The 23,018-nt window shown below is 49.0% G+C and carries 23 protein-coding genes, 1 tRNA gene and 1 riboswitch (1 of these 25 cut by a window edge); of the genes, 16 read left to right on the top strand and 8 right to left on the bottom strand.

The window, feature by feature from the left end:
- Positions 1-376, bottom strand: partial view of a phosphatase PAP2 family protein gene (locus tag CZ502_RS07810; protein ID WP_076461289.1) — the 5' portion only. 272 nt of this gene lie to the left of the window's left edge; only the first 376 of its 648 coding nucleotides appear in the window; it begins with the start codon at positions 374-376; its stop codon lies beyond the left edge, outside the window.
- A gap of 180 nt (positions 377-556) precedes the next feature.
- Here CZ502_RS07810 and CZ502_RS07815 point away from each other — a divergent pair, with 180 nt between their 5' ends.
- Positions 557-1,804, top strand: a complete 1,248-nt coding sequence (locus CZ502_RS07815; RefSeq protein ID WP_076461291.1) for a chloride channel protein — start codon at positions 557-559, stop codon at positions 1,802-1,804.
- Between the two features lie 39 nt (positions 1,805-1,843).
- On the opposite strand, the gene thiE is transcribed toward CZ502_RS07815, so the two are convergent.
- Genes thiE through thiM form a run of 3 tightly spaced genes read right to left on the bottom strand, consistent with a single transcriptional unit; the run spans position 1,844 to position 4,101 of the window.
- Positions 1,844-2,488, bottom strand: a complete 645-nt coding sequence (gene thiE, locus CZ502_RS07820) for a thiamine phosphate synthase (RefSeq protein WP_076461293.1) — start codon at positions 2,486-2,488, stop codon at positions 1,844-1,846.
- Positions 2,478-3,302, bottom strand: a complete 825-nt coding sequence (gene thiD, locus CZ502_RS07825; protein ID WP_076461295.1) for a bifunctional hydroxymethylpyrimidine kinase/phosphomethylpyrimidine kinase — start codon at positions 3,300-3,302, stop codon at positions 2,478-2,480. Before thiD ends, thiE begins: the two co-directional genes overlap by 11 nt.
- Positions 3,295-4,101 carry a hydroxyethylthiazole kinase gene (gene thiM, locus CZ502_RS07830; protein ID WP_076461297.1) on the bottom strand — a complete coding sequence of 269 codons (807 nt, stop codon included), beginning with the start codon at positions 4,099-4,101 and terminating at the stop codon, positions 3,295-3,297. The genes thiD and thiM overlap by 8 nt, the downstream gene beginning before the upstream one ends.
- Positions 4,102-4,164: 63 nt before the next feature.
- A riboswitch (TPP riboswitch) is annotated at positions 4,165-4,270 on the bottom strand.
- A gap of 181 nt (positions 4,271-4,451) precedes the next feature.
- On the opposite strand from thiM, the gene CZ502_RS07835 reads away from it, so the two are divergent.
- The gene (locus tag CZ502_RS07835; protein WP_076461300.1) at positions 4,452-6,380 is read left to right on the top strand and encodes a DUF6933 domain-containing protein; all 1,929 of its coding nucleotides are present in this window, start codon (positions 4,452-4,454) and stop codon (positions 6,378-6,380) included.
- Between the two features lie 72 nt (positions 6,381-6,452).
- On the opposite strand, the gene CZ502_RS07840 is transcribed toward CZ502_RS07835, so the two are convergent.
- Together CZ502_RS07840 and CZ502_RS07845 are read right to left on the bottom strand one after the other, a co-directional pair.
- Positions 6,453-7,100: a site-specific integrase gene (locus tag CZ502_RS07840; RefSeq protein ID WP_076461303.1), complete on the bottom strand. Its 648-nt coding sequence runs from the start codon at positions 7,098-7,100 to the stop codon at positions 6,453-6,455.
- Positions 7,101-7,117: 17 nt separating this feature from the next.
- A complete protein-coding gene (locus CZ502_RS07845; protein WP_076461306.1) occupies positions 7,118-7,972 on the bottom strand; it encodes a patatin-like phospholipase family protein in 855 nt (284 codons plus the stop codon).
- Between the two features lie 407 nt (positions 7,973-8,379).
- On the opposite strand from CZ502_RS07845, the gene CZ502_RS07850 reads away from it, so the two are divergent.
- The gene (locus CZ502_RS07850) at positions 8,380-10,776 is read left to right on the top strand and encodes a glycoside hydrolase family 68 protein (protein ID WP_076461308.1); all 2,397 of its coding nucleotides are present in this window, start codon (positions 8,380-8,382) and stop codon (positions 10,774-10,776) included.
- 361 nt (positions 10,777-11,137) lie between these two features.
- Here the strand turns inward: CZ502_RS07850 and xerS are convergent, their stop codons facing one another.
- Together xerS and CZ502_RS07860 are read right to left on the bottom strand one after the other, a co-directional pair.
- A complete protein-coding gene (gene xerS / locus CZ502_RS07855) occupies positions 11,138-12,238 on the bottom strand; it encodes a tyrosine recombinase XerS (RefSeq protein WP_076461310.1) in 1,101 nt (366 codons plus the stop codon).
- A 74-nt stretch (positions 12,239-12,312) separates the two neighbouring features.
- A tRNA-Pro gene (locus CZ502_RS07860) sits at positions 12,313-12,386 on the bottom strand.
- A gap of 260 nt (positions 12,387-12,646) precedes the next feature.
- Between CZ502_RS07860 and fabZ (CZ502_RS07865) the strand changes: the two genes are divergently transcribed.
- From fabZ (CZ502_RS07865) to fabI, 13 genes are all read left to right on the top strand, one after another.
- Positions 12,647-13,093 carry a 3-hydroxyacyl-ACP dehydratase FabZ gene (fabZ, locus tag CZ502_RS07865; protein WP_076461312.1) on the top strand — a complete coding sequence of 149 codons (447 nt, stop codon included), beginning with the start codon at positions 12,647-12,649 and terminating at the stop codon, positions 13,091-13,093.
- Between the two features lie 85 nt (positions 13,094-13,178).
- A complete protein-coding gene (locus tag CZ502_RS07870) occupies positions 13,179-13,625 on the top strand; it encodes a MarR family winged helix-turn-helix transcriptional regulator (protein WP_076461314.1) in 447 nt (148 codons plus the stop codon).
- A 20-nt stretch (positions 13,626-13,645) separates the two neighbouring features.
- Entirely contained in the window at positions 13,646-14,620 is a 975-nt protein-coding gene (locus tag CZ502_RS07875) for a beta-ketoacyl-ACP synthase III (protein ID WP_076461316.1), read from the top strand.
- 22 nt (positions 14,621-14,642) lie between these two features.
- A complete protein-coding gene (locus CZ502_RS07880) occupies positions 14,643-14,885 on the top strand; it encodes an acyl carrier protein (RefSeq protein ID WP_076461318.1) in 243 nt (80 codons plus the stop codon).
- A gap of 1 nt (position 14,886) precedes the next feature.
- Positions 14,887-15,837 (top strand): ACP S-malonyltransferase, encoded by a 951-nt coding sequence (locus tag CZ502_RS07885; protein ID WP_076461320.1) that lies wholly within the window; start codon positions 14,887-14,889, stop codon positions 15,835-15,837.
- Positions 15,821-16,555, top strand: coding sequence for a 3-oxoacyl-[acyl-carrier-protein] reductase (fabG, locus tag CZ502_RS07890; protein ID WP_076461322.1), 735 nt, complete (start codon positions 15,821-15,823; stop codon positions 16,553-16,555). The genes CZ502_RS07885 and fabG overlap by 17 nt, the downstream gene beginning before the upstream one ends.
- A gap of 10 nt (positions 16,556-16,565) precedes the next feature.
- On the top strand, positions 16,566-17,798 hold the full coding sequence (gene fabF, locus CZ502_RS07895) for a beta-ketoacyl-ACP synthase II (RefSeq protein WP_076461324.1): 1,233 nt from the start codon (positions 16,566-16,568) through the stop codon (positions 17,796-17,798).
- Positions 17,799-17,805: 7 nt separating this feature from the next.
- Positions 17,806-18,243: an acetyl-CoA carboxylase biotin carboxyl carrier protein gene (gene accB, locus CZ502_RS07900; RefSeq protein ID WP_076461326.1), complete on the top strand. Its 438-nt coding sequence runs from the start codon at positions 17,806-17,808 to the stop codon at positions 18,241-18,243.
- Between the two features lie 2 nt (positions 18,244-18,245).
- On the top strand, positions 18,246-18,677 hold the full coding sequence (gene fabZ, locus CZ502_RS07905) for a 3-hydroxyacyl-ACP dehydratase FabZ (protein ID WP_076461328.1): 432 nt from the start codon (positions 18,246-18,248) through the stop codon (positions 18,675-18,677).
- 8 nt (positions 18,678-18,685) lie between these two features.
- Complete coding sequence (gene accC / locus CZ502_RS07910) at positions 18,686-20,056, top strand: acetyl-CoA carboxylase biotin carboxylase subunit (RefSeq protein WP_076461330.1); 1,371 nt, start codon at positions 18,686-18,688, stop codon at positions 20,054-20,056.
- On the top strand, positions 20,053-20,901 hold the full coding sequence (gene accD / locus CZ502_RS07915; protein ID WP_076461331.1) for an acetyl-CoA carboxylase, carboxyltransferase subunit beta: 849 nt from the start codon (positions 20,053-20,055) through the stop codon (positions 20,899-20,901). Before accC ends, accD begins: the two co-directional genes overlap by 4 nt.
- Positions 20,894-21,670, top strand: coding sequence for an acetyl-CoA carboxylase carboxyltransferase subunit alpha (gene accA, locus CZ502_RS07920; protein WP_143457280.1), 777 nt, complete (start codon positions 20,894-20,896; stop codon positions 21,668-21,670). The genes accD and accA overlap by 8 nt, the downstream gene beginning before the upstream one ends.
- 16 nt (positions 21,671-21,686) lie before the next feature.
- Positions 21,687-22,451, top strand: a complete 765-nt coding sequence (gene fabI / locus CZ502_RS07925; protein ID WP_076461333.1) for an enoyl-ACP reductase FabI — start codon at positions 21,687-21,689, stop codon at positions 22,449-22,451.
- Positions 22,452-23,018 lie beyond the last annotated feature (567 nt).

Below are 23,018 nucleotides of genomic sequence, written 5' to 3' on the forward strand. Positions count from 1 at the left end.
CGCTGGGGAAACTATACCCACCGACTGCGATTAAGCGATTGGTCGGCCTCGTTCGCGCAATCCCGTACTTAACGAGGATGACTAGACAGTAGCCGATGAACTGGAGCATGCCATACCAGACACTATCGGTCGGGTGTTTCCTTCGCCAGAGGACCAGCATCATCCCAACCGTCACGAGCATGACGGTCACCGGATCACCGAGGAAGGTTAATTCCGTGAGAATTGCGGTCTTCGTCTGCCCAGTTGGCTGGGTAAGCTGGTAGCCCCATGTGTCGATTGCGCTGGTCCATCGGGAGTTGTTGACAACCCCCACCAGCAAAAGGCTGAATAAGAGCCAGCAGCCAATCCCGCTCAAAAATTTATATCGATCTTTCATTTTGCGCCCCCGCTTTAGTAAAGTAGCATGTTCTATTATAGCATTTTCAAAATAAAATAGTGCTGAAGGTTGCTTTAGCTAGTTTACATAATGTTTGATATCCTGGACGAGTGTTTTTTTATTTCACTCAATTTCATGATAAACTATGAAGTGGCGATTTTTAAGTAGGAGAGAGATTGCATGAAAGAAATACAAGAGAACGTTCCGCTGGCGATTGCGACGATTGTCGTCGGAATAATTGTGGGGTGCAGCTCATTGATCTTGAGTGTGCTCTTAGATTTAACTGAAAGATTCTTTTTACACTTTGAAGAGAATAACCACTTTCCGGTAAACATTAATATCACCCCGGCCAACCGTTTTTTCGCGGTCCTGATCGGGGGGATTATTGCAGCAGTGATTTGGTACTTCCTGCAACGTCACTACCGGCCAGTAAGTATTAAAAGCGCGCTTAGCGGAAAAAGAATGCCGCTAGGGAAAACTTTAATCCACGTCGTAACCCAGATTTTTTTCGTGGGGACCGGGAATTCAATTGGGCGTGAACTGGCACCACGTGAAGCAGGGGCTGCATTTGCCCAGCAGTGGAACCGGTCGGTAAATAGGTTTCGCTGGCTGCATCTCAATAAGGAAGACCAGCGCTTGCTGATTGCGGCGGCTGCGGGAGCCGGTTTTGCCGGGGTGTATATTGCCCCGATTACTGGCACAGTCTTTTGCCTGGAACTTTTGTATAAGCAGGTCAATGCCCGGGCGGTATCCGTTAGTTTGACAATGTCGGTCATCGCGACGATGATTGGCTCGATTGTTAAGGGTTATCAACCATATTACATTGTTGGTAGTCGGGATTTTCCCTTGCAAATCGTGCCATTAGCGATCTTCCTGGGCCTCGTTCTCGGGGCTGCCGGTACCTGGTTTAAAAAAGGGGTCAATCTTGCTTCGGCGCACCGGGCAACGACTTCGCGGATTTTGTGGCAATTGCCGTTACTATCATTATGCGCTGGGGCAATCGCGGCCTTTTACCCCCAGATCATGGGAAATGGGCGGGGGTTGGCCCAATTAGCAATGAACACAACTGGTCCTAGTAAGCAGGTTCTTCTTGCCTTGCTGTTTGGGCTGGTGGCAAAGGTGCTCGTAACGATCTTTACAATCAAGTGTGGGGGCTACGGAGGTATCTTGACGCCATCAATTGCCGCCGGGGCGGTTCTTGGTGTCTTTATTGGGATTATCTATATGCAGTTTTTCCCGGTTGTTACCTTTGCCCAGTGTGCAGTCCTGGGAGCGGCCATCTTCCTTGCGGCATCCCAACAAGCACCCCTGATGGCAATGTTTATGCTGTTTGAAGTATGTCATTTAAACTTCACCGCCTTTGTGCCCCTGGGAATTGGGGTAGCATTTTCTATTGCAATGTCGAAATGGCTATTGGCCCGTCAGTAACAAAAAAGCACGTTAGCATGTGACGCTAGCGTGCTTTTTTTAGTAGAGAGCTTTCATTTTTGCAATTGTCTTAACCAGGTCGGCACTCTGGAAAATCATCGAGATCACGGCAATTCCGGCGACCCCGCTGTCATGGACCTCCTGCAGATTATCTTCAGTAATTCCACCAATGGCAACGAGGGGGTGCTGGCTCTTAGCATTAAGGGCAGCCAGTTGGTCAATCCCGATGGCTGGATCAGCATCATCCTTGGAAGATGTTGCAAAGACTGGACCGCAACCGATGTAGTCAACATCGTCTAACTTGTTGGCGGTGGCAATCTCAGCTGGGGTGTTACACGAGTAGCCGATGAACATCTGCTCACCGACAGCGGTCGAGACGGTTTCAATATCAGTGTCGCCCTGGCCGACATGAACCCCGTCCGCATTGATTTGCTGGGCGAGCCGGTAGTCATCGTCGACAATCAGTGGCACGGCGTACCTGGTACAAAGCTCCCGCAACTTTAAGCCGAGATCGACCCGTTGCGCCATCGTAAGGGTTGACTTACCCTTTTCCCGGTATTGAAAAGCAGTGATTCCAGCTTCTAGTGCTTGTTCAACCTTGGCGAGAAACTGATCAACATCGTGATTAACGTCCTGGCTACCCCCAACGAGGTAGACTTGTAACATTTGTGAATTAAATTTCATTAGTTTGTGCTCCTTTAATTTTTGCCCAGTGGTTCAGGGGTCCGTGACCGTGGCCCACGTTAATGCCGTCTTTAATTGTTGCTTCAACATAGGCTTTGCCAATTACAATTGCCTCCGCCATCGAGTGTCCCTTGGCGATTTCAGCTGCGATGCAGGCGGAAATGGTATCGCCCGTCCCGTGTGTATTTTTCGTTGCAACCCGGGGCGCGGCCAACCAGCGGTCACTGCCGTTAGCAAAAAGGACATAGTCACTAGCGATGGCTGGGTCGTCGGCATGACCACCCTTTAAAAGGACGTTTGTTGCCCCCATTGCTTGCAGCTGTTTGGCAGCTGTAATGATGTCATTGCGGCTATTAATTTGCTGGCCCGTCAATACTTCTGCTTCGGGGATGTTGGGCGTGACTAAATTGGCGAGGGGGAGGAGTTCTTGACGGACGACGGCGATCGCGTCATCGCTGAGCAACTTAGCACCGCCCTTGGCGACCATTACCGGGTCAACGATGACGGGACCAAAGTCATATTTCTTGAGGTTATTGACGACCGCTTGAACGTGTTGCGCATCGGCTAACATTCCCGTTTTGCAGGCCCGAATATTAAGGTCGCTGGCGATTGAAGCAAATTGCTCGTCAATCATATCCGTTGGCAGGGGAAAGGCATCCTGGACCCCGATCGTGTTCTGGGCGGTCACCGCAACAACGACCATTGCAGCATAGGCTCCCCGCATCTGCATTGTTTTAATATCAGCTGCAATCCCGGCGCCACCGCCGCTATCTGTTCCCGCGATTGTTAGTGCTTGGGGGTAATCGTTAGTCATGTAAATCTTCCTCACTTTCAATAAATTCTTGCATCATCCGAGAATCCATCAGTGTTAAATGGTCAAAGAACTGGGTTTGCCATGACCCGAGACCAACGGAGTGACGGTTAGCGATAACCCCGCTAGCTGAAAACATGGTAGTCGCAATCATGCAGGCCTTTAACTGGTTCCCGGTCACGGCTGCAAAGGCGGCAATGATACTGGAAAGCATATCGCCACTGCCAACGTTAATGGCTAACATTGGCGTTTCTAACTCGTTGCGATAGGTGTGCTCACCATCGGTAATGGTGTCAATTTTACCAGTGAGCACGACGATGGCGTGGTATTTTTGCGCACACTTTTTTGCCAGGCTGACCTGGTCGCTGACAACACCGGCATCGATTCCGTGGCTCTTGCCGGTTTCACCGACGAGGGCGGCAATCTCTCCGGCATTTCCGCGGATAATATCGAAATGGTACTTCGCTAATAGGTCGGTGGCAATTTTTCGCCGGGACGGGATGGCCCCCACGGCGACCGGGTCCAGAACAAGTGGCTTACTGTCGTCAGTGGCCCGCAAGACGGCATAGATTTGCGTAAGCTGGGCTGCGTTAATTGTCCCGAGATTGATCGTAATCGCATCCGCAATTGCGACCATTTCACTGCTTTCAGCAGCATCAGTCGACATGATGGGGGAGGCCCCAATTGCGCTGAGGGCGTCAGCAACCTTACTAATCGTGACCGTGTTAGCAACCGTCAAGACGAGGGGGTTCTGCCTTTTGACCCGGTCAATTAGCTGCCAGTTAATCTTCTTGTTTTGCATGTTACCTCCTAAAAAAGCGCCCAAGAAAGGAATAAAAACCTGTCTTGGGCGCCGCCACTTTAACTATCCACGACTGCATTTTCCTTCGCGAGTATTAGCTCAACAGGTTCTAGGGTCCGCGCATCTAGCACATCTCAGTCCAGCACTATGGACACCCCTAATGCAAATATCAATAACTAAATTATACTTCATCACTACGATTAATAAAAGATTTTCTATCTAAGTGTTACTACAAATATACTGAAAACAAAAAATATGACAAAGAAAAAACAACCATAAATAATAGCAAAGTCCGCGTATTTATGGTCTAATTATATGTAGCAATTCGTAAAAAATAGGTGGTAACAAGAATGTACATGAACGTTGCTGGTAAAGCGCAAAACTTATTTAGCGCGTTTAACCAAACTAAAAATAACCAGGCGAAAGCAGATGCGTTGGCGAATCCGCTTTTTTCCTGGCACGTTAACTACTTTACGGCCAAGCGGCAGAAAAATGTTGTTTTCTTAAACGATGCCAGTACGCTCGCGGTAGTTGTCTACGATGTCAACGAAAAAAATAAGGGGAAATTACAGGTAAGGTTTGAGGAGAATCTTGCAGCGGTTTGGCAAGAAATTGGCTTACCCGAAGACCTATTGAAGCGGTACTTACAAGCTGGCGGCAGTTGGCAAGTTAATAAGTCAATTAGCCGGTCGGCAATCGCTAGCACAGCATTACTCTGTCGTGAAGTGGGGGAAGAATTAATTGGCCAGGTCGATGCTCCAACGATGGGCCTTGAGATGACCAAGCGGCTCCGGCGGATTAATCAAAAGCCGCTGTTCCTAGATGATACGGTAAGGCTATTTACTGCTGCAGCACCGTTTAAATGGCAACAGGCTACTAATGATGGAGTAGTTGTCGACCGCAGAGCGCTACGGGAAATTATCCGCCGTCTCCGGAAAAACGGCCAGGCAGATCCTGATGAGCATACGCCAAGCGAATTTGAAGAGATAATCAAGGATATCCAGCGAACAAATGATGAGTTAATCGCGATGTTCATTGAAAATGAGCGCGATAAACATTCGGCTAAAACGATTGCGCATTATCAAGACAGCCTTACTTTCTACCTCAACCACTGGCTAGCTTTTCACTTTCAGACAATCCTCAGTGTTGAGAGCACCGCAATTGCGGACCTGCTATATCACGGTTCATCCGCAAACGAGGTGGTGCAGGTGCGGCGTGCAATGAAAGAATTACTGAAGTTCTTAGCTGATAATGGCGCGGTAACTAGCGAGTGGTATAAGGAACGAAAAATGCTGTTGAACCGGGAAGACTTATCCGCTGATGCCCTAACGGACTTTGCTGACAATGATGATGTCGCATGGGCGAAGCGGGATGGGATGATGTTTAACGATAGTGGTGATCCAACCTTGCCAACGATTTTTGACAAGGAAACCGATAAGATGATCGATGACTACTTCACCGCATTTGCGAGCCTGTACGGTTTAATTCCTACCCGCCATGCTTACCAAATTATCACCAGTCAAAACCCGGAGTTAGGTTTACGGATGGATAAGTTCCAATCGTATGTTGAAGAGCGGGTTAGTAACCGCAACCTGCGCTACCTTATCTTTAATATGGCGCAACTGGCAGATGAGCGCCAGCTTAACGGTAGCTTTGCGGATGAACTTTTCATTGTTTACCCGACGATCATTGCCGACAGCAGGCGCCTAGTCAACCTATACAACCACCAACTCGGCTTACAATACTATGTACCGAAGAAAAGTAAGATGATGCGCTTTGCTGAGGACGGCTACTTCGACCTTGGCGAACTGCATAATCGGTTACGGGATATATTTATTACGAATTATGAGTTGACCGGCAGTAACCTTTATGCAGCAATTTACCTCAGCTTATTTGGGTTGAAACTCGACCAGTACGAAGACCTGGACCTAGTAGCAATGACCCGGGCGATTAAGAAGGTTATCTACATGCTCAACGATTCGATTCGCCTCGGCATTGAAGATACCGCGGAGCATGAGCAGTTGATCAAGTTGCTGTTCTTTATTGAAAATAAGATCCGGCGGCCGTATGACCGGGGATGGACGTGCATGGAGATGCGTGATATCCCGACTTTGGCGCAGGTTGTCGAGGACAGTGGGGCAACCTTAACCAATGAAGAAATTTTTGGGATTCGTAGTGGACAAATTGATCGCCAAGAATTGATTGGGGAGATTGAAGAAAGCAATGAAATTCCCGCTGCCGCAAAAGAAAAATTAAAAAAGCAAATTGAAGAAATATAAAAAGTGACGCTCCCTTCGTCAGGTGGGCGTCACTTTTTTGCACTTTAGTTTACATAATATCTGCAATAATAATTACTCAAACTTGAAATTCTGAACAACCTTGTCCAAGTCTTCCTGTTCAATTCCCAAATAATGGCGGGTATTTCGCTCTGATGAGTGGTTAAAAAGTTGGGAAATGATTTCAACGTTAACCCCTTTTTTGTAGAGTTGGCGACCGAACGTCTTCCGGAAGGAGTGGGTACCTAACTTGGCAGCAATTTTCTTATCACCAGTCTTCCGGGCCATCCGCTGTAACATCTCGTAAAAGCCATGAACCGAAAAATGCCCATCCTGCTTGCCAGGGAAGAGGTAGTCATTTTCATCATGGTAGTCGAGGTCGTTAAGGTAGTCGATGATCTCTGCCAAACAGTTATTCCAAAAAAGGGTCTTTGCTTTGCCGGTTTTTTGTTCGATTACCCGGGTCTTCGTCTTGTTAAGGACGTGACCCACGCGTAAGGTAACAACATCAGAGGCGCGCAGCCCATTATTAAGGGCAATCGCAATTAGCAACAGGTTACGGTTAACTAATTCCGGACGGGAGTACAGCTTAATCGTTTCACGAAGACGGTCATATTCTTCGAGGGTTAAATACTTAACGGATTCGACCCAGATTTTACGTTTTCCTTTGACTTGTCCGTTAGTTTTATTCTTGGGAATGTAGACTCGCTTCTTAGTTGACATAATATTTCTTCCTTTGGTTATTTCTCCAGATACTTAATTAAGTCGGGGATAATTGCTTCGCCTTCTTGCCGCCCAGTCTCATAAAGCGCCCGAATCTTCTTAACATTACCTTCAATCCGCTTGATCTTGACTGGCTCTGTTGGAGCGATATTGAAAACTTTTCCTTCGTGAACGAGGTGGGAGATCTGCGCAATTTGCTGATTGTAAACCAATGGCCGGTTAATACCTGCTTCCGCAAAAGCCGGGTGGTCCTTATAAACCAGGTGATAAAGGCGCTTAACAGCTGGACTTGATAACTTCTTCCGGTAGTTAACATCACGGGTCCGAACAATGACGATCTTGTCATAGCCCTGTTGCTGGGCAATATCAAATGGAATCGAGTCGGTGATCCCACCGTCAAGGCATGGCCCTTGCGAGGTCATTTGTGGGTCGGACAGGAAAGGCATTGATGACGAAGCCTTTAGCGCATCAGTAAGATCCTTACCGGTGGGGTCGGTAAAAAGGACGGTCTTCCCAGATTGAACAGAGGTCGCAACCGCGGTGAAGTGTGATGCTGAACGGCGGTAGGCAGTCTCGTCAAAATTTTGCCATGAATAACCGTGGTCCTCGAATAAGTAGTCGAGGTTAATGATCTGCTTTTTAAATGCACGGGTTAATGAAATGTAATTGTGGTCGTGGCGGTGGTTAATATTGATGTTCGCCGCGCGACCATATTGCTTTGATACGAAGTTAACCCCGCATAGTGAGCCGGCGGAAACACCGATCACACTCTTGAACTCAATATGGTGGGCGAGGAAGGTATCGACGACGCCAGCGGTGTACTGACCACGAAAAGCCCCACCTTCTAAAACAAGTGCAGCATTATATAACATATAAACAACAATCTCCTTTATCTCCCAAAATGTAGCGAAAAATAGTGTTTTTAACGTAAGACACTTTTTCAATAAAATTATATAACAGTCTTACAAGAAAATTCAAGAAATTAAAACCCTATGATAACGGCATTTGTGGGCGAGATACGTAAGACTCTTTTATCAAAAGAGTCTTACATAAGCGGTAAAAAACGAAAAAAGAGGGCGAAAACCAGAATTAGCTCTGAGGCGAAATGAAATCATCTTTGACGGGTAGTTGGTCGACTCATTTCGTTTCAGCGTAAATTAATAAAAGCTCGCCTTGTGAAGTTTTTATGAAAAACTATTTACCTTTTGGTGAAAATGTGATAAATTGGATAACGAATTTGATAAACGTTTAACATAGATTGAAAAGGGGTATTATATTAATGTTAGAACGTAAAGAACATAAAAAGATGTACAAGAGCGGCAAGAATTGGGCAGTAGTAACTCTTTCAACTGCCGCTTTAGTACTTGGTGCATCCAGTGTGACTGCATCAGCAAATACGGAAACAGAAACGAACAACAATAACACAGATACTGTCCAGGTAACGACGGAAGACAGTAACGTCAATGTTAAGAGCATTAATTTTAATGGGGGGGGGCAAACTGCCGCTTCTAGTGACTCAGTAGTAAGCACTAAGGACAGTGCTGTGGCTTCAACAGCCGTAAATTCAGCTAGTGCATCCACTAAGGCTACTGCACAGGCCAGCGATGCATCTTCATCATCAGCTTCAAGTGCTAGTTCGAGTGACAGCAAAGGGGCGGTTGCTAGTGCTAGTTCTTCAACTGATAAGAAGAGTGCGGCGGCAAAACCAGCTACAAGCGCTAATAATAATGAAGAAAAAGTTACAGATAGCGCAGAAAAGCAAGCTAAATCTGCTAGTGAAGAAGGCAAGAAGGCTGATGATAATGCCGCAAAGCTAAACAAAAATGCAGCAGCAGTAGTTAAGAATGCTGGTGTTGATCCAGCAAGTTTAACTGCTGACCAAATCAAGGCATTAAATAAGGTTAACTTCTCTAAGCGGGCAAGAACTAGTGCTCAAATGACGTACCTTGACTTTCAAAAGATCGCTGATACGTTGATTAAGCAAGATCCACGTTATGCCGTACCATTCTTTAACGCTAGTCAAATTAAGAATATGCCAGCTGCAACGACTCGGGACGCACAAACTGGGATTGTTCAACCATTAGATGTGTGGGATTCATGGCCAGTCCAAGATGCGACGACTGGTTACGTTACTAATTGGAATGGCTACCAATTAGCCGTTGCAATGATGGGTGTTCCTAACACTAACGACAACCACATTTACCTTCTTTATAACAAGTATGGTGATAATAACTTAGCTGACTGGAAGAATGCCGGCCCAATCTTTGGCTTTAACGCTGATGCACTTACTCAACAGTGGTCTGGTTCAGCAACTGTTAATAGCGACGGTTCTATTCAGTTGTTCTACACAAAGGTTGATACTTCTGATAATAATTCTAACCACCAAAAGATTGCGACAGCAACGTTATACCTTAACCACGATGACAACACCGTTTCAATTGCCAAAGTTGAAAATGACCATGTTATCTTTGAAGGTGATGGCTGGCACTACCAAACCTATGCGCAATGGCGTGCCACTAACAAGGGTGCTGATAATATCGCAATGCGGGACGCGCACATCGTCAAGGATAACGAAGGCAACCGTTACCTTGTCTTTGAAGCAAGTACTGGTTTGTCAGATTACCAAGGCCCTGAACAAATCTTTAACTGGTCTAACTATGGTGGCGATGACCACTTTAACTACAATAGTTTCATCCGTCTGTTAGACAACAAGGACATGAACAGTCGGGCAAGCTGGGCTAACGCCGCGATCGGGATCATTAAGCTTAATAACGATGAAAAGAACCCCCAAGTGGAAGAGGTCATGAGTCCATTGCTTACTGCGAACATGGTAAGTGACGAGATTGAACGGCCAGACGTTGTTAAGTTAGGTGACAAGTACTACCTCTTCGCAGCAACCCGTTTAAACCGGGGAAGCAATGATGATGCATGGATGAAGGCTAACTACAATGTTGGTGATAACGTTGCCATGGTTGGGTATGTCTCTGATAACCTGACTAGTGGTTTTAAGCCATTGAATGATTCTGGGGTTGTTTTGACGGCCTCCGTTCCTGCTAACTGGCGGACTGCTACTTACTCTTACTATGCGGTTCCAGTAGAAGGAAAGGACAATCAAGTTCTTATCACTTCTTACATTACTAACCGTAACGGTGTAGCAGGAGAAAACATGGACTCAACATGGGCACCAAGCTTCTTGCTCCAAATTAACCCTGATAACACGACGACTGTTTTGGCAAAGATGACCAACCAGGGGGACTGGATCTGGGATGACTCCAGTGAAAACCTTAGTATGCTTGGGGATCTCGATTCAGCTGCCTTGCCAGGTGAACGTGAAAAGCCAGTTGACTGGGATCTGATTGGTTGCGGGCTTAAGGATCACGATCCAGAGAAAGCACCACAAGACCAACCAAAACAGCCAGGTACTCCTGAAACGCCAACGACACCAGAAAAACCAGGGACGCCTAATACTCCAGGTACCCCTGAAACACCGAAGACACCGGGAACGCCAACAACCCCAACGACACCTGAGAAGCCAGGCACTCCTTATGACCCTGCCCAACCAGCACGCTTACCACAAACTGGTAATGCTAGTGCAAAGGCCGCAATGGGCTTAGGCGCAGCAACGCTTCTTGCAATGTTTGGCCTTGCCGGTGCAAACAAGCGTCGCTATTACTAATCTTTAATAAAAACATCCTTGCCGATGGAGGCAGGGATGTTTTTTACTACTTGGATGAAAAAACCGCTAAGTCAACGACTCAGCGGTTTTTAATTTGCTTTATTTGGGGGTAAACATACTAGGCAGTATATTTACTGTATATTGGTTCGAGGACCTTTCTGCAGTAGTAGCAGTGAAGGTGACCATTTTTGTCTGCTAGGCGTTTTGCATCAAGTGATGAAAACGTATAGTGCTCATGACAGAAGGGGCAGACGTATTGTTTCTTCCCAAACAATGAGTTGATCAAGCCCAAGATACTTTCCTCCCGATAAAAATTTGCGCCAGAACTATTATAAACTAAATTATCGCAGATTAAAAGTAACTATTCAGTTTTCGGTTCAGTTTCCGGTAAACTATTGCTTGCTGCATTCGCGCTAATCTCGTTCAGGGCTTGCCGTTGCTGCTGCTGGTCAACGTGGGTATAAAGGTCCGTTGCTGACGTTCCCTTTTGGCCCAGTTGCTGGGCGACCAGAACCTGATCCTTTGTCACTTCGTACATCTCCGAAGCAAGGGTGTGGCGCAGCTTGTGGGGGGTGAGGGGATGGCCGAAGGCAGTTGAATACTTCTTAACCATCTTTTCAATTGCGTTGGCCGTCATCCGCCTGGTCTCTTGATGGTAGCGGGTCAAGAAGAAGGCGGTATCCTTTTTAAGGGCGTGGTAGCGCTGGCTCCGGATCTCCTGATAAGCGGAAACGTACTTGATCGCCCAGGGAGCAATCGGTACCGAGTCCCGCTGGCCACCTTTCCGGGTCACATCGAGTAGCTGCTGCTTGAGGTTGAGGTCGGCTAGGTTAACGTTGGCCGCCTCAGACACCCGGACGCCAGTGCCGAGGATCAGGGCAATGATGGCGATATCCCGCTCCTTATTGACCTTATACGCCGGAAGGGCCCGCTTGTCACACTTGGTTGGATACTCGTTTTCAATGAAATTGATGAAGTCAAACTTCATCTGTCCCCGGTACATGTGGGCCGCCAGGGTATGGGCCCGGTAGTTTAAGGTCTTCGTGTCATTGAGCGAATCAATCTTTAGCATGACATTTCGGTCGAAGTAGGGTTCACCATTGTTGTTATCGGCGGTGATTGTCAGAAACTTGTAGAGTGAACGCAGGGCGTTGATGGACCGGTTGATTGAGGTCGGGGAATTAAGCCGCCCCTGGGCATTGGTCGTGTGCTGGAGGTGGTCAATATAAAGCATGATGTCATTTCGCCGGAGATTTTCTAAGGCCGTCACTGGTAGTTCACGATTAGTGGGTGTTTCGACAAGGCCACTTGCCCGCAACCAGTCAAAGAAACGGCGGATCTCCGTTAGGTATTGGTAGGTCGTTGTCACGGCATGGTTTGTCCCCAGGTAGTATTCGTTAACGTAGTCGGGAAGGTTTTGTAATTCTTCCTGGATCAACTTTAAGTACTTATCTGCTTCCATCTAAATCGGACCTCACTTTTTAACTTAAATAATAAAAAAAGCCGTCTGAAAGCTAGCTTTCAACGACTCCACGATCGGGAAAACAGGATTCGAACCTGCGACCCCCTGGTCCCAAACCAGGTGCTCTACCAAGCTGAGCTATTTCCCGTTATGCAACAAATCCTATTTTACCAATTTATCAGTCACCAGTAAAGACTAACTTTTAATTCGCCTGAGGAGAGGGCAGAAAAAATTTTAAAAGTTTAAATATAATTTAAAAGCTATCATATCAACGGCCTAACTATCACATGGGGTTAACTACTTTTTCGAAAATCGCTAAAATAGTTTGACAATCAAAATACTTTTGCATATAATTTGACCATCGAATATTTTGATACTCGAAATACTTTTTGAAGGCAGGTGAATCTTTTGGCAATAATGACCGCGCAGGAGATCATGGACCTCATCCCCAACCGATACCCGATTTGCTACATCGATTACGTGGATGACATGGTTCCTGAAAAAGAAATCACGGCAACCAAGAACGTGACGATCAATGAATCATTCTTTCGCGGACATTTCCCGCACAACCCAGTAATGCCGGGAGTCTTGATTATTGAAACACTTGCCCAGGCAGCGTCAATTCTGATTTTAAAATCGCCACGATTTTACAAAAAGACTGCTTACCTTGGTGCAATTCATAAGGGCAAGTTCCGGGCAATGGTTCGGCCAGGGGATGTTTTAAAACTCCACATTGAAATGAAAAAAGTGCGTTCAAAGATGGGAATTGTCGAAGCCACGGCAACTGTCGATGGCAAGACGGCTTGCAGCGCGGAGCTGGTTTTCATCGTTGCAGAACGTAAAGAAAAGATTTAACATGGTTAGCTTTTATCATTTATAATGTATTTTGATAATCAAATTATTTGTACTGTCGAATAAAATTGAAAGGGAGAAATGCATTATGAGTCGAGAAAGTGATTACCTCAAGATAAACAGGGGGCTCATCAAGGCCTATTCGGGGATCTTATGGATCGAAGAAAATGAGCTGCGAAAGAGTACCTTTAATGATTTGACGATCAAGGAAATGCATGCCATTGACGCAATTTCAATGTACAACCACCAGACCATCTCACAAGTAGCAGACAAACTTCACCTAACACCGGGGACGATGACTTCAATGACCGACCGCCTGATTAAAAAGGGCTATGTCGAACGGATCCGCGATAAGGAAGACCGGCGAGTAGTTCGCTTGGCATTGACAAAGCGGGGCCGGGTATTATACCGGGCACACCGGGCCTTCCATAACATGATGGTGAAGAGTTTTCTCAAGGGGATGAATGATGAAGAGATGAAAGTCGTCAAAAAGGCAATGCAAAACCTTGAAGATTTTGTTGACGAACACTCATAAAACAAAGGTGTGGAAAGTTAGTGCAAGATGTAAAGATTATTAGTACTGCTAGTTATAATCCGCCATGTGTTGTCACTAATGACCAACTAACTACTTTGATGGATACTTCTGATGAATGGATTAAGAGTCGCACGGGAATTTCTCGCCGCCACATTAGCCAGGGTGAAAATACAGCCGACTTGGCGGTGAAGGTAGGCAAGCAATTATTAATAAACACAAATATTTCCCCTTCCCAGGTCGACTTAATCATCATTGCCACCATGTCACCCGATGCCTACACGCCGTCTACCGCGGCTATCGTCCAGGGACGGCTGGGGATGGCCAATGCAGTTGCGTTTGACATCTCGGCCGCCTGCACCGGCTTCGTGTACGCCTTTAACACGGCAGAACTGCTGTTAAAAAGTACAGCTTGGCAGACGGCGATCGTGATTGGGGCGGAAGTATTATCCAAACTGGTTGACTGGCATGACCGGAATACCGCGGTCTTGTTCGGCGATGGTGCCGGTGGGGTCCTTTTGAAAAAGGTCACAACGACTGTACCGTTAACTCTTGGCCGTCACTGGCAGACATACGGGCAATTGGGTGACAAGATTGTTGCCGGGCAGACGAAACCGGGCGACCACTTTCCCAAGGAGTTAACCGCTCTCAGCCCATTTACCATGGCTGGCCGGGAAGTGTACCGGTTTGCGACCCATGAGGTACCGGCATCAATTGAACAGGCTGCCAGGGTGGCACAGATTAACCTTGACGCGGTGGATCATTTTATCCTCCACCAGGCAAATGTCCGAATTATTAAGCAAATTGCTAAACGTTTAAAGCAACCACTCACCAAGTTCCCCGTTAACATCACTGAATATGGCAACACCGCGGCCGCCAGTGAGCCAATCCTATTAGCCGAGTGTGTGAGAAAAGGGATTGTCAAGCGTGGTGAGATTATCGCCCTCAGCGGTTTTGGTGGTGGATTAAGCACTGGCACGACAATTATTAAATACTAAGAAATAAAGGAAGAGATTGATTATGACGAAGGAAGAAATTTTTGACACAGTAAAGAACATTACGGTTGACGAATTAGACGTTGATGCTGACAAGGTAACGATGGATGCCAAGATCAAGGATGACCTTGACGCTGACAGCTTGGACGTCTTTGAAATCATGAACGAACTTGAAGACAAGTTTGATATCGAATTAGATGCTGACGAAGGGATTCAAACCGTTGGCGACGTTGTTGACTTTGTTCAAAAGCAACTCGACGAGAAGTAAGATGCGCTACGGAATTCTATTTAGCGGGCAAGGTGCCCAACGAGCGGGAATGGGAGTCGAGCTAATGGCCGACTCTCTTTTTTCAAGCATTGTTGAAGAGGCGAGCGCGGTTAGCGGCCTCGACTTGCTGACGATCATGAAGGATGAACATGGCGAATTAGCCAAAACGGAATATGTCCAGCCCGCCCTGGTGACCGTCAGCTACGGGATCTACCGGATGTTAAAACGGGACGTGCCAACCCTGCCAATCAGTGGGATGGTCGGCCTCTCCCTCGGTGAATACGCGGCGCTGTTTGCTAGTCAAGCAGTGACCTTTGCTGCGGGGATGAAGCTCCTTGTCGACCGGGCTAAGTATATGCAGGCCGATGCCGACAAGGTTGCTAGCACGCTGGCCGCAATCCTTGAACCAGATATTGTGGCCGTAACTGCGCTTTGCCAGCAACTCGCAGCAAGTGGGAAGCAAGTCTATATTGCCAACTACAATTCACCCGCCCAGTTAGTCATTGGGGGACGGGTTGCAGACGTAAAAGAGATGGTCAAACAGGTTAAATCCAACCACCTTGCCAAGCGGGCAGTGATATTGAAGGTCAGCGGCGCTTTTCATACCCCCCTCTTCAATGGGGCGCGGGCGAAGATGCATGACCGCCTGCAGGATGTTAGTTTTGCTACGCCAAGAGTGCCGGTGATTTCGAACACGACGGTTGTACCATTTACCAAGGAGACGACCAGCGCGATCCTGGAGCGGCAATTAGCAGTGCCAACCCACTTTGGGGATGACCTACAGTATTTAATTGACCACCAGCACATCAACGCGACACTGGAGATTGGCCCTGGGAAAACCCTGACCCGCTTTGCGAAGCAGGTTGACCGGCAGCTGACAACTAACCACATCGCCAACCTTACTGACTATCAAAAATTTGTAAAGGAGTACCAAGATGGAACTCAAAAATAAAGTTGCCTTTATCACCGGTAGTAGCCGGGGAATTGGTGCCGCCACCGCCTTGCTCTTTGCTAGAAGTGGCTGCCGGGTAATCCTAAATGGGCGCCACGATGAATTACCGGCGGAATTGGTAACGGCACTCAATGAAACGGGCACCGAATATACCTATATTAAGGGTGATATTGCTGACGAAACAGCGGTTAAGCAACTAGCAAAGGACGCCTGGAACACTTATGATGGGATCGATATCCTGGTCAACAACGCCGGCATCACCCGGGATAAGCTCCTGATTGGGATGAAGACCGCGGATTTCGACGACGTAATCAACGTTAACCTGCGGGGGACCTTCATGCTGACACAGCGGATCCTCAAGAAGATGTTCAAGCAGCGGTCAGGCAGCATTATCAACCTTGCGAGCGTCGTTGGCCTTCACGGAAACGCGGGTCAAGCAAACTATGCGGCTAGCAAGGCGGCAATCATTGGCCTGACAAAGACGGTCGCCCAGGAAGGGGCATTGCGGGGGATCCGCTGCAATGCCGTGGCACCAGGGATGATCAAGAGTGACATGACCGCGGCGCTTTCCGACCACGTCCAAAAACAAATCTTAGAACTAATCCCATTGAAGCGGCTTGGCTTACCAGGTGAGGTTGCGGAAACGATTAAGTTTTTAGCGGCTAATGATTACATCACCGGGCAAACGGTCGTTGTCGATGGCGGAATGACAATGTAGGAGGAATAAGATGCCAAGAGTAGTAATTACCGGGATGGGGGCAATTGCTCCTAACGGGAACGGCGTAGAAAACTTTGTAAAAAATAGTCTCGCGGGTAAGATCGGGATCAAGAAGATCAGCAAGTTTGACGCCACTGACACCGGCATTACCGTTGCTGGGGAAATTGATGACTTTGACCCGCAAGCAGTTGTTGGTAAAAAAGCGGCGCGGCGGATGGACCTCTACTCCCAGTACGCAATTCAAAGTGCGGTGGAAGCAATGGAAATGGCCGGGGTAACGGAAGAAAATACCACGCCAACTGACCTGGGGGTGATCTACGGGTCGGGAATTGGTGGCTTGACGACCATCCAGGAACAGATCATTAAGATGCATGACAAGGGACCAAAGCGGGTATCACCGATGTTTGTCCCAATGGCGATTGCCAACATGGCTGCCGGTAACATCTCAATCCGCTTTAACGCCCAAAATATTTCGACGTCAATCGTGACGGCTTGTGCGACTGGGACCAACTCAATCGGTGAAGCCTTCCGCCAAATCAAGGAAGGGCGGGCCAAGGTGATGATCGCCGGTGGTTCCGAAGCATCAGTCAACGAGATTGGGATCGCTGGCTTTGCGGCCTTGACCGCGCTTAGTGACACAACTGACCCGGCGAACGCCTCATTGCCATTTGACGTTCACCGGAACGGCTTTGTCCTCGGTGAAGGTGGGGCCACCCTCGTGCTAGAAGAGCTTGACCATGCTAAACAGCGGGGCGCCAAGATCCTCGGCGAAGTCGTCGGCTACGGCGCAACTACGGATGCTTACCATATCACCTCACCGGACCCCACAGGTAAAGGGGCTGCCCGGGCGATGCAGGAAGCAATTGACGAAGCCGGGATTAAGCCCAGCGAAGTTGACTACATCAATGCTCACGGAACTGCCACCCACGCCAATGACGCGGGAGAGGCCAAGGCAATCAACCAGGTCTTTGGTAAAGACAGTGACGTGCGGGTCAGCTCGACGAAGGGGATGACCGGTCACCTGCTCGGGGCTGCCGGGGCAATTGAAGCAGTAATCACGGTGGCCGCGCTTGAAAAGGGGAAACTGCCAGCTAATATTGGTTGTCACGAACAAGACCCGGAATGCCAGGTCAACCTGGTGACAACGGCCAACCAAGCTGCCCCGGATGCTAAGTACGCCATTAGTAATTCATTCGGCTTTGGTGGTCATAATGCCGTCTTAGCCTTTCGCAAATGGGAGTGATTTTTAATTGGAGCTTAAAGAGATTCAAACCTTAATGCAGAAATTCGAAGATTCCGACATGCGGGAGCTTGATATTGACGATGACGGCTTCCACCTCTATTTGAGCAAGAACAAGCAGGCACGGCCAGTTAAGCCAGCCGCCAGTAGCCAGCCGTCTAAAGCAGTGACTACCCCGGCCAAGCCGACCAAAACCGCGACTTCTGCTGGCAAGGAAATCAAGGCACCACTGGTCGGGACGGTCTACTTACAACCGAAACCGGACCAGCCCGCCTATGTCAGTGTCGGCGACCATGTCCAAAAGGGTGACGTGGTCTGCGTGATCGAGGCGATGAAGATGATGACCGAGATCAAGAGTGACTACACCGGGGTCATCACCCACGTCAACGTCAGCAACGAAGAATTAGTCGAAGTTGAACAACCGTTATTCACGGTCGCGGAGGATTAGCAATGACAGAAGAATTAGACACAAACGCAATTCAAAAGATCATCCCCCACCGTTACCCGATGCTATTAATCGACCGGGTAGAAAAACTGGTGCCCGGTGAAATGGCAATCGCCCGGCGGAACGTGACCATCCATGAAGAAGTCTTCAACGGTCACTTCCCAGAAAACCCGGTCCTCCCGGGGGCATTGATTGTCGAATCACTGGCTCAGACCGGGGCGGTTGCTTTACTATCGGAACCAGAATTTAAGGGGAAGACAGCCTACTTTGGTGGCATCCGGTCAGCGGAATTCCGCAAGGTCGTCCGGCCTGGTGACCAATTGAAACTCGAAGTTCACTTGGAAAAGGTCCGCGGCCACATCGGTGTCGGCAAGGGTGTTGCCACTGTCGATGGCGAGCGGGCATGTACCGCAGAATTAACTTTTATGATTGGCTAGGTGTTGAGATGTTTTCAAAGGTTTTAGTTGCAAATCGTGGTGAGATTGCCGTGCGCATCATCCGGTCGTTACGTGAACTGGGGATTAAGACGGTCGCAATTTACTCCACGGCGGACCGGGAAAGTCTTCACGTGCAATTAGCTGATGAAGCAGTGTGCGTCGGGACGGCCCGGGCACAGGACTCATATTTAAACGTAAAAAACATCCTTGAGGCTGCGGTCGGGACCGGCGCCCAGGCGATCCACCCAGGATTTGGCTTCCTGTCAGAGAACGCTGAATTTGCGACGATGTGTGCCGAGTGTGGGATCACCTTTATCGGCCCGCAAGCGTCGGTGATCGACCTGATGGGGAATAAGGAACACGCCAGGGAGCAGATGAAAAAATCCGGCGTACCCGTCATCCCCGGCAGTGAAGGCTATATCGTCGACCCGGCCGCGGCAGAAGCAGTCGCCAATAAGATCGGCTACCCCGTCCTATTAAAGGCGGCCGCCGGTGGTGGTGGAAAAGGTATTCGGCGGATTGAAAATGACCAGCAGATGAAGCGGGCCTTTGCCGAGGCACAGAGTGAGGCTAAGCTGTCCTTTAACGATGACCGAATGTACTTGGAAAAGATCATGGAAGACGTCAAGCACATCGAGGTGCAGGTCTTTCGGGACAACTTTGGTCACGCGGTTTACTTCCCCGAGCGGGACTGCTCTTTGCAGCGGAACAAGCAAAAGGTGATTGAAGAAAGTCCCTGCCAATTAGTGACCGCCAGTCAGCGAGCAAGCCTCGGCCAGATTGCCTTGCGGGCGATTGACGCCATTGACTACCACAACACCGGGACGATTGAGTTTTTAATGGATAGGGACCACCATTTCTACTTCATGGAAATGAACACCCGGATCCAGGTGGAGCACACCGTCACGGAAATGGTCACCGGGATTGACCTGGTTAAGGCCCAGGTCTTGGTTGCGGCGAATGAACCCCTGCCATTTACGCAGCAAGACATTCAGATCCGCGGCCACGCAATCGAGTGTCGGATCAATGCTGAGGACCCCAAGCGCAACTTCATGCCGATGACGGGGACGGTCAACTACCTCTACCTGCCGGTCGGCAACCTGGGGATGCGGATTGATACTGCCTTGTATCTCGGGGCGAAGATTACGCCCTTTTATGATTCGATGATTGCCAAAGTGATTGCTCTCGGACATGACCGGACAGAGGCGATTGAGAAGATCAAACGCCTGCTTGGTGAAATGGTCATCATCGGCGTCACGACCAACCAGAACTTCCACCTGGCAATCCTCAATGATCCGGAATTCTTGAAGGGGACCGCGACGACGACCTTCTTGGAGGATTCATTTCTACCGCGTTGGAAAGGAGAGGGAACCGCGTGAAATTATACGAACAGAGTAATACCTTAAGTGAGCGCCACGTCAAGGCGGACAAGGAAGCTGACGCGAAGGTGCCCGACCGGATGTGGGTCAAGTGCCCGCACTGTGGGACGACTTTATTTGCTAAGCAACTGACGGCGTACGCTACTTGTCCCGAATGTGACTACGGGTGGCGGATTGCTGCCCGCCAGCGACTCTCCTGGCTAGTCGACGACTTTCAAGAAGATGACACTGACTTGCAGACGGATGACCCGCTTGACTTTCCGGGTTACCGGGAGAAGATTGCGAAGATGCAGGAGAAAACGGGACTAAACGATGCGGTCTTGACCGGTGAAGCCACGATCGGCCAGGTAAAGTTTGCCCTCGGAATCATGGACCCGACCTTTATCATGGGGTCGCTGGGGACGGTGACCGGGGAGAAGATTAGCCGCCTATTTGAAAAATCAACGCGTAAGCGCGAGGCAGTAGTGATGTTTACGGCGTCTGGTGGTGCCCGGATGCAGGAGGGGATCTTATCCCTAATGCAGATGGCGAAGATTTCCCAGGCGATTGCGGACCATGCAGCCGCCGGGCTCTTGTACATCGTCGTCTTGACTGATCCGACGACCGGGGGTGTAACCGCCAGCTTTGCGATGGACGGTGACATCACCTTAGCGGAACCCCACGCCCTTGTCGGCTTTGCGGGGCGGCGGGTGATTGAGCAGACGATTCACGAAAAACTGCCCAACGACCTTCAGTCGGCGGAAAACATCCTCAAACACGGTTTCATCGATGCAATCGTCAAACGGCAGGATGAGAAAGCAAAACTAGCCTGGTTAATCAAGACAGGAGGTGGTCACCGTGGCTAAATTGAGCGCGGCCGAAATCGTCGCTAAGGCCCGCAGCGACCAGAAAATCACCGGGAAGGAAATTATCAACTACCTTTTCGATGACTTCATGGAACTCCACGGCGACCGGTGCGGCAGTGATGATCCGGCGATTGTCGGTGGACTTGCAAGTTTTCACGGGCAGGCGGTAACGGTCATCACGACTGACCGGGGAGCAACGACGGCGGAAAAGGTTGCCAAGCACTTCGGCAGTCCGATGCCCGGTGGCTACCGAAAGGCTGTGCGGTTAATCAAGCAGGCTGATAAGTTCCACCGGCCAGTCGTTTGCTTCGTCAATACGGCCGGAGCTTTTCCTAGTAAGGAAGCCGAAGAAGGCGGCCAGGGAGAAGCAATCGCCCAGAGCATCCTGCAGATCAGTCAAGTGAAGGTCCCCGTCATTACCGTCATCTATGGTGAAGGCGGCAGTGGTGGGGCGCTGGCCCTTGCTTGTGGGGATGAGGTCTGGATGCTCGATTACGCGACCTACTCGATTCTCTCGCCAGAGGGCTTTGCGTCCATTCTCTGGAAGGATGCTTCCCGGGCAGACGAGGCTGCCGCAGTGATGCAGATGACCCCGGAAGCCCTGTTAAAGAAAAAGGTGATTGAGGGGATCATTGAAGAAGACGAAAGTAATCACCAGCGGACCGCCGGAAATATCGCGCGGGTGCTGGCAGACCGCCTGGCCGCCCTAGAAAAATTATCACCGCAAGAATTGCTCGCCCGGCGGCAGGCACGGTATCGAAAATTTTAAAAAGGAGCAGGACAAAATGGGAAATTTGTTGTCAGGTAAAAAAATTATTGTGATGGGGGTCGCTAATAAGCGGTCGATTGCCTGGGGTTGTGCACGCGCAATGGCTGACCAGGGGGCGGAGATCATCTACACCTACCAAAACGACCGCTTAAAAAAGAGCATTAGCCGGCTAGTCAACGATGACGACCACTTAATCGAGTGTGACGTCGCTAGTGACGAGAGCATCAAGGCGGCCTTTGCGACGATTAAGGAACGCTTCGGCCAAGTCAACGGCCTGGTGCACGCGATCGCCTACGCAAAGAAAGACGAACTTAGTGGGTCAATCTTAAATGCCAGTCGGGAAGGGTACGCTCTTGCCCAGGACATCTCCGCCTATTCACTATTAGCCGTTAGTAAAGAAGCGGAGAAGCAAGACCTGTTGACCGCTCCGGCAAGTATCGTTACCTTAACCTACTTTGGTTCGGAACGGGCAGTGCCAAACTACAACGTGATGGGCGTTGCCAAGGCGGCCTTGGAGGCGAACGTCCGCTACTTGGCACGGGATCTCGGCGAAAAGAACGTCCGGGTCAACGCCATCTCAGCTGGGGCGGTGAAGACCCTCGCGGTCACCGGGATCAAGGGACATAGCGACCTCTTGAAGGAATCGCAGTCGCGGACGGTGGATGGCGTCGATGTCACGACGACTGAAATCGGTGGCGCCTGCGCATTCTTGATGAGTGACATGTCAACCGGGGTCGTCGGCGATGTTATCTATGTCGACAAGGGTGTCCACTTAATCTAAATAACTTTCCATTTCCTGGCAATCGGCCGGTCAGTTGATCGCCTGTTTGCACTTATTTCTTTTATTATTCGGCCGGGGGATGGGAAAAGGCGTGAATGAGCTAGTATCGTCATGCCACCATCAATCACAATGACCGCCAACGTTTGGTAAACCAGACGCTGGCGGTCATTTTTTAAATTTCGGTTGTGCTGGTGGCGTTTTCTTGCTGATGCTTTAGGCATTGATCGGGGACGGTGCCTATTTAGCCAGCGTTGAAGGGGAGTTGCACGATAATTTCAATTACGGTATTGTGAATAGGTGAAGTCACATGATAAGCTTGCGCCCACTAGGGGTAGGCGAAGGCTTGTTTGTGAGGCATTGAGCGGTTTGCTTTTACTAATGATCTAAAAATATTTTTATAGTAAAATAGCGAACCATTCCGATTAATTGCGTGTTATCATAGTAGTGAATGCTATAACAAAAATGATTGCAAAAAAAGCACGCGTGATCTAGTAGTTGTTATAGTAGGGAATACTTATTACACAAAATTGAATAATCAATGCATTACTGAAAATCGAAAACGGGGGT

The organism is Limosilactobacillus caccae (assembly GCF_900156885.1).
GTDB lineage: Bacteria > Bacillota > Bacilli > Lactobacillales > Lactobacillaceae > Limosilactobacillus > Limosilactobacillus caccae.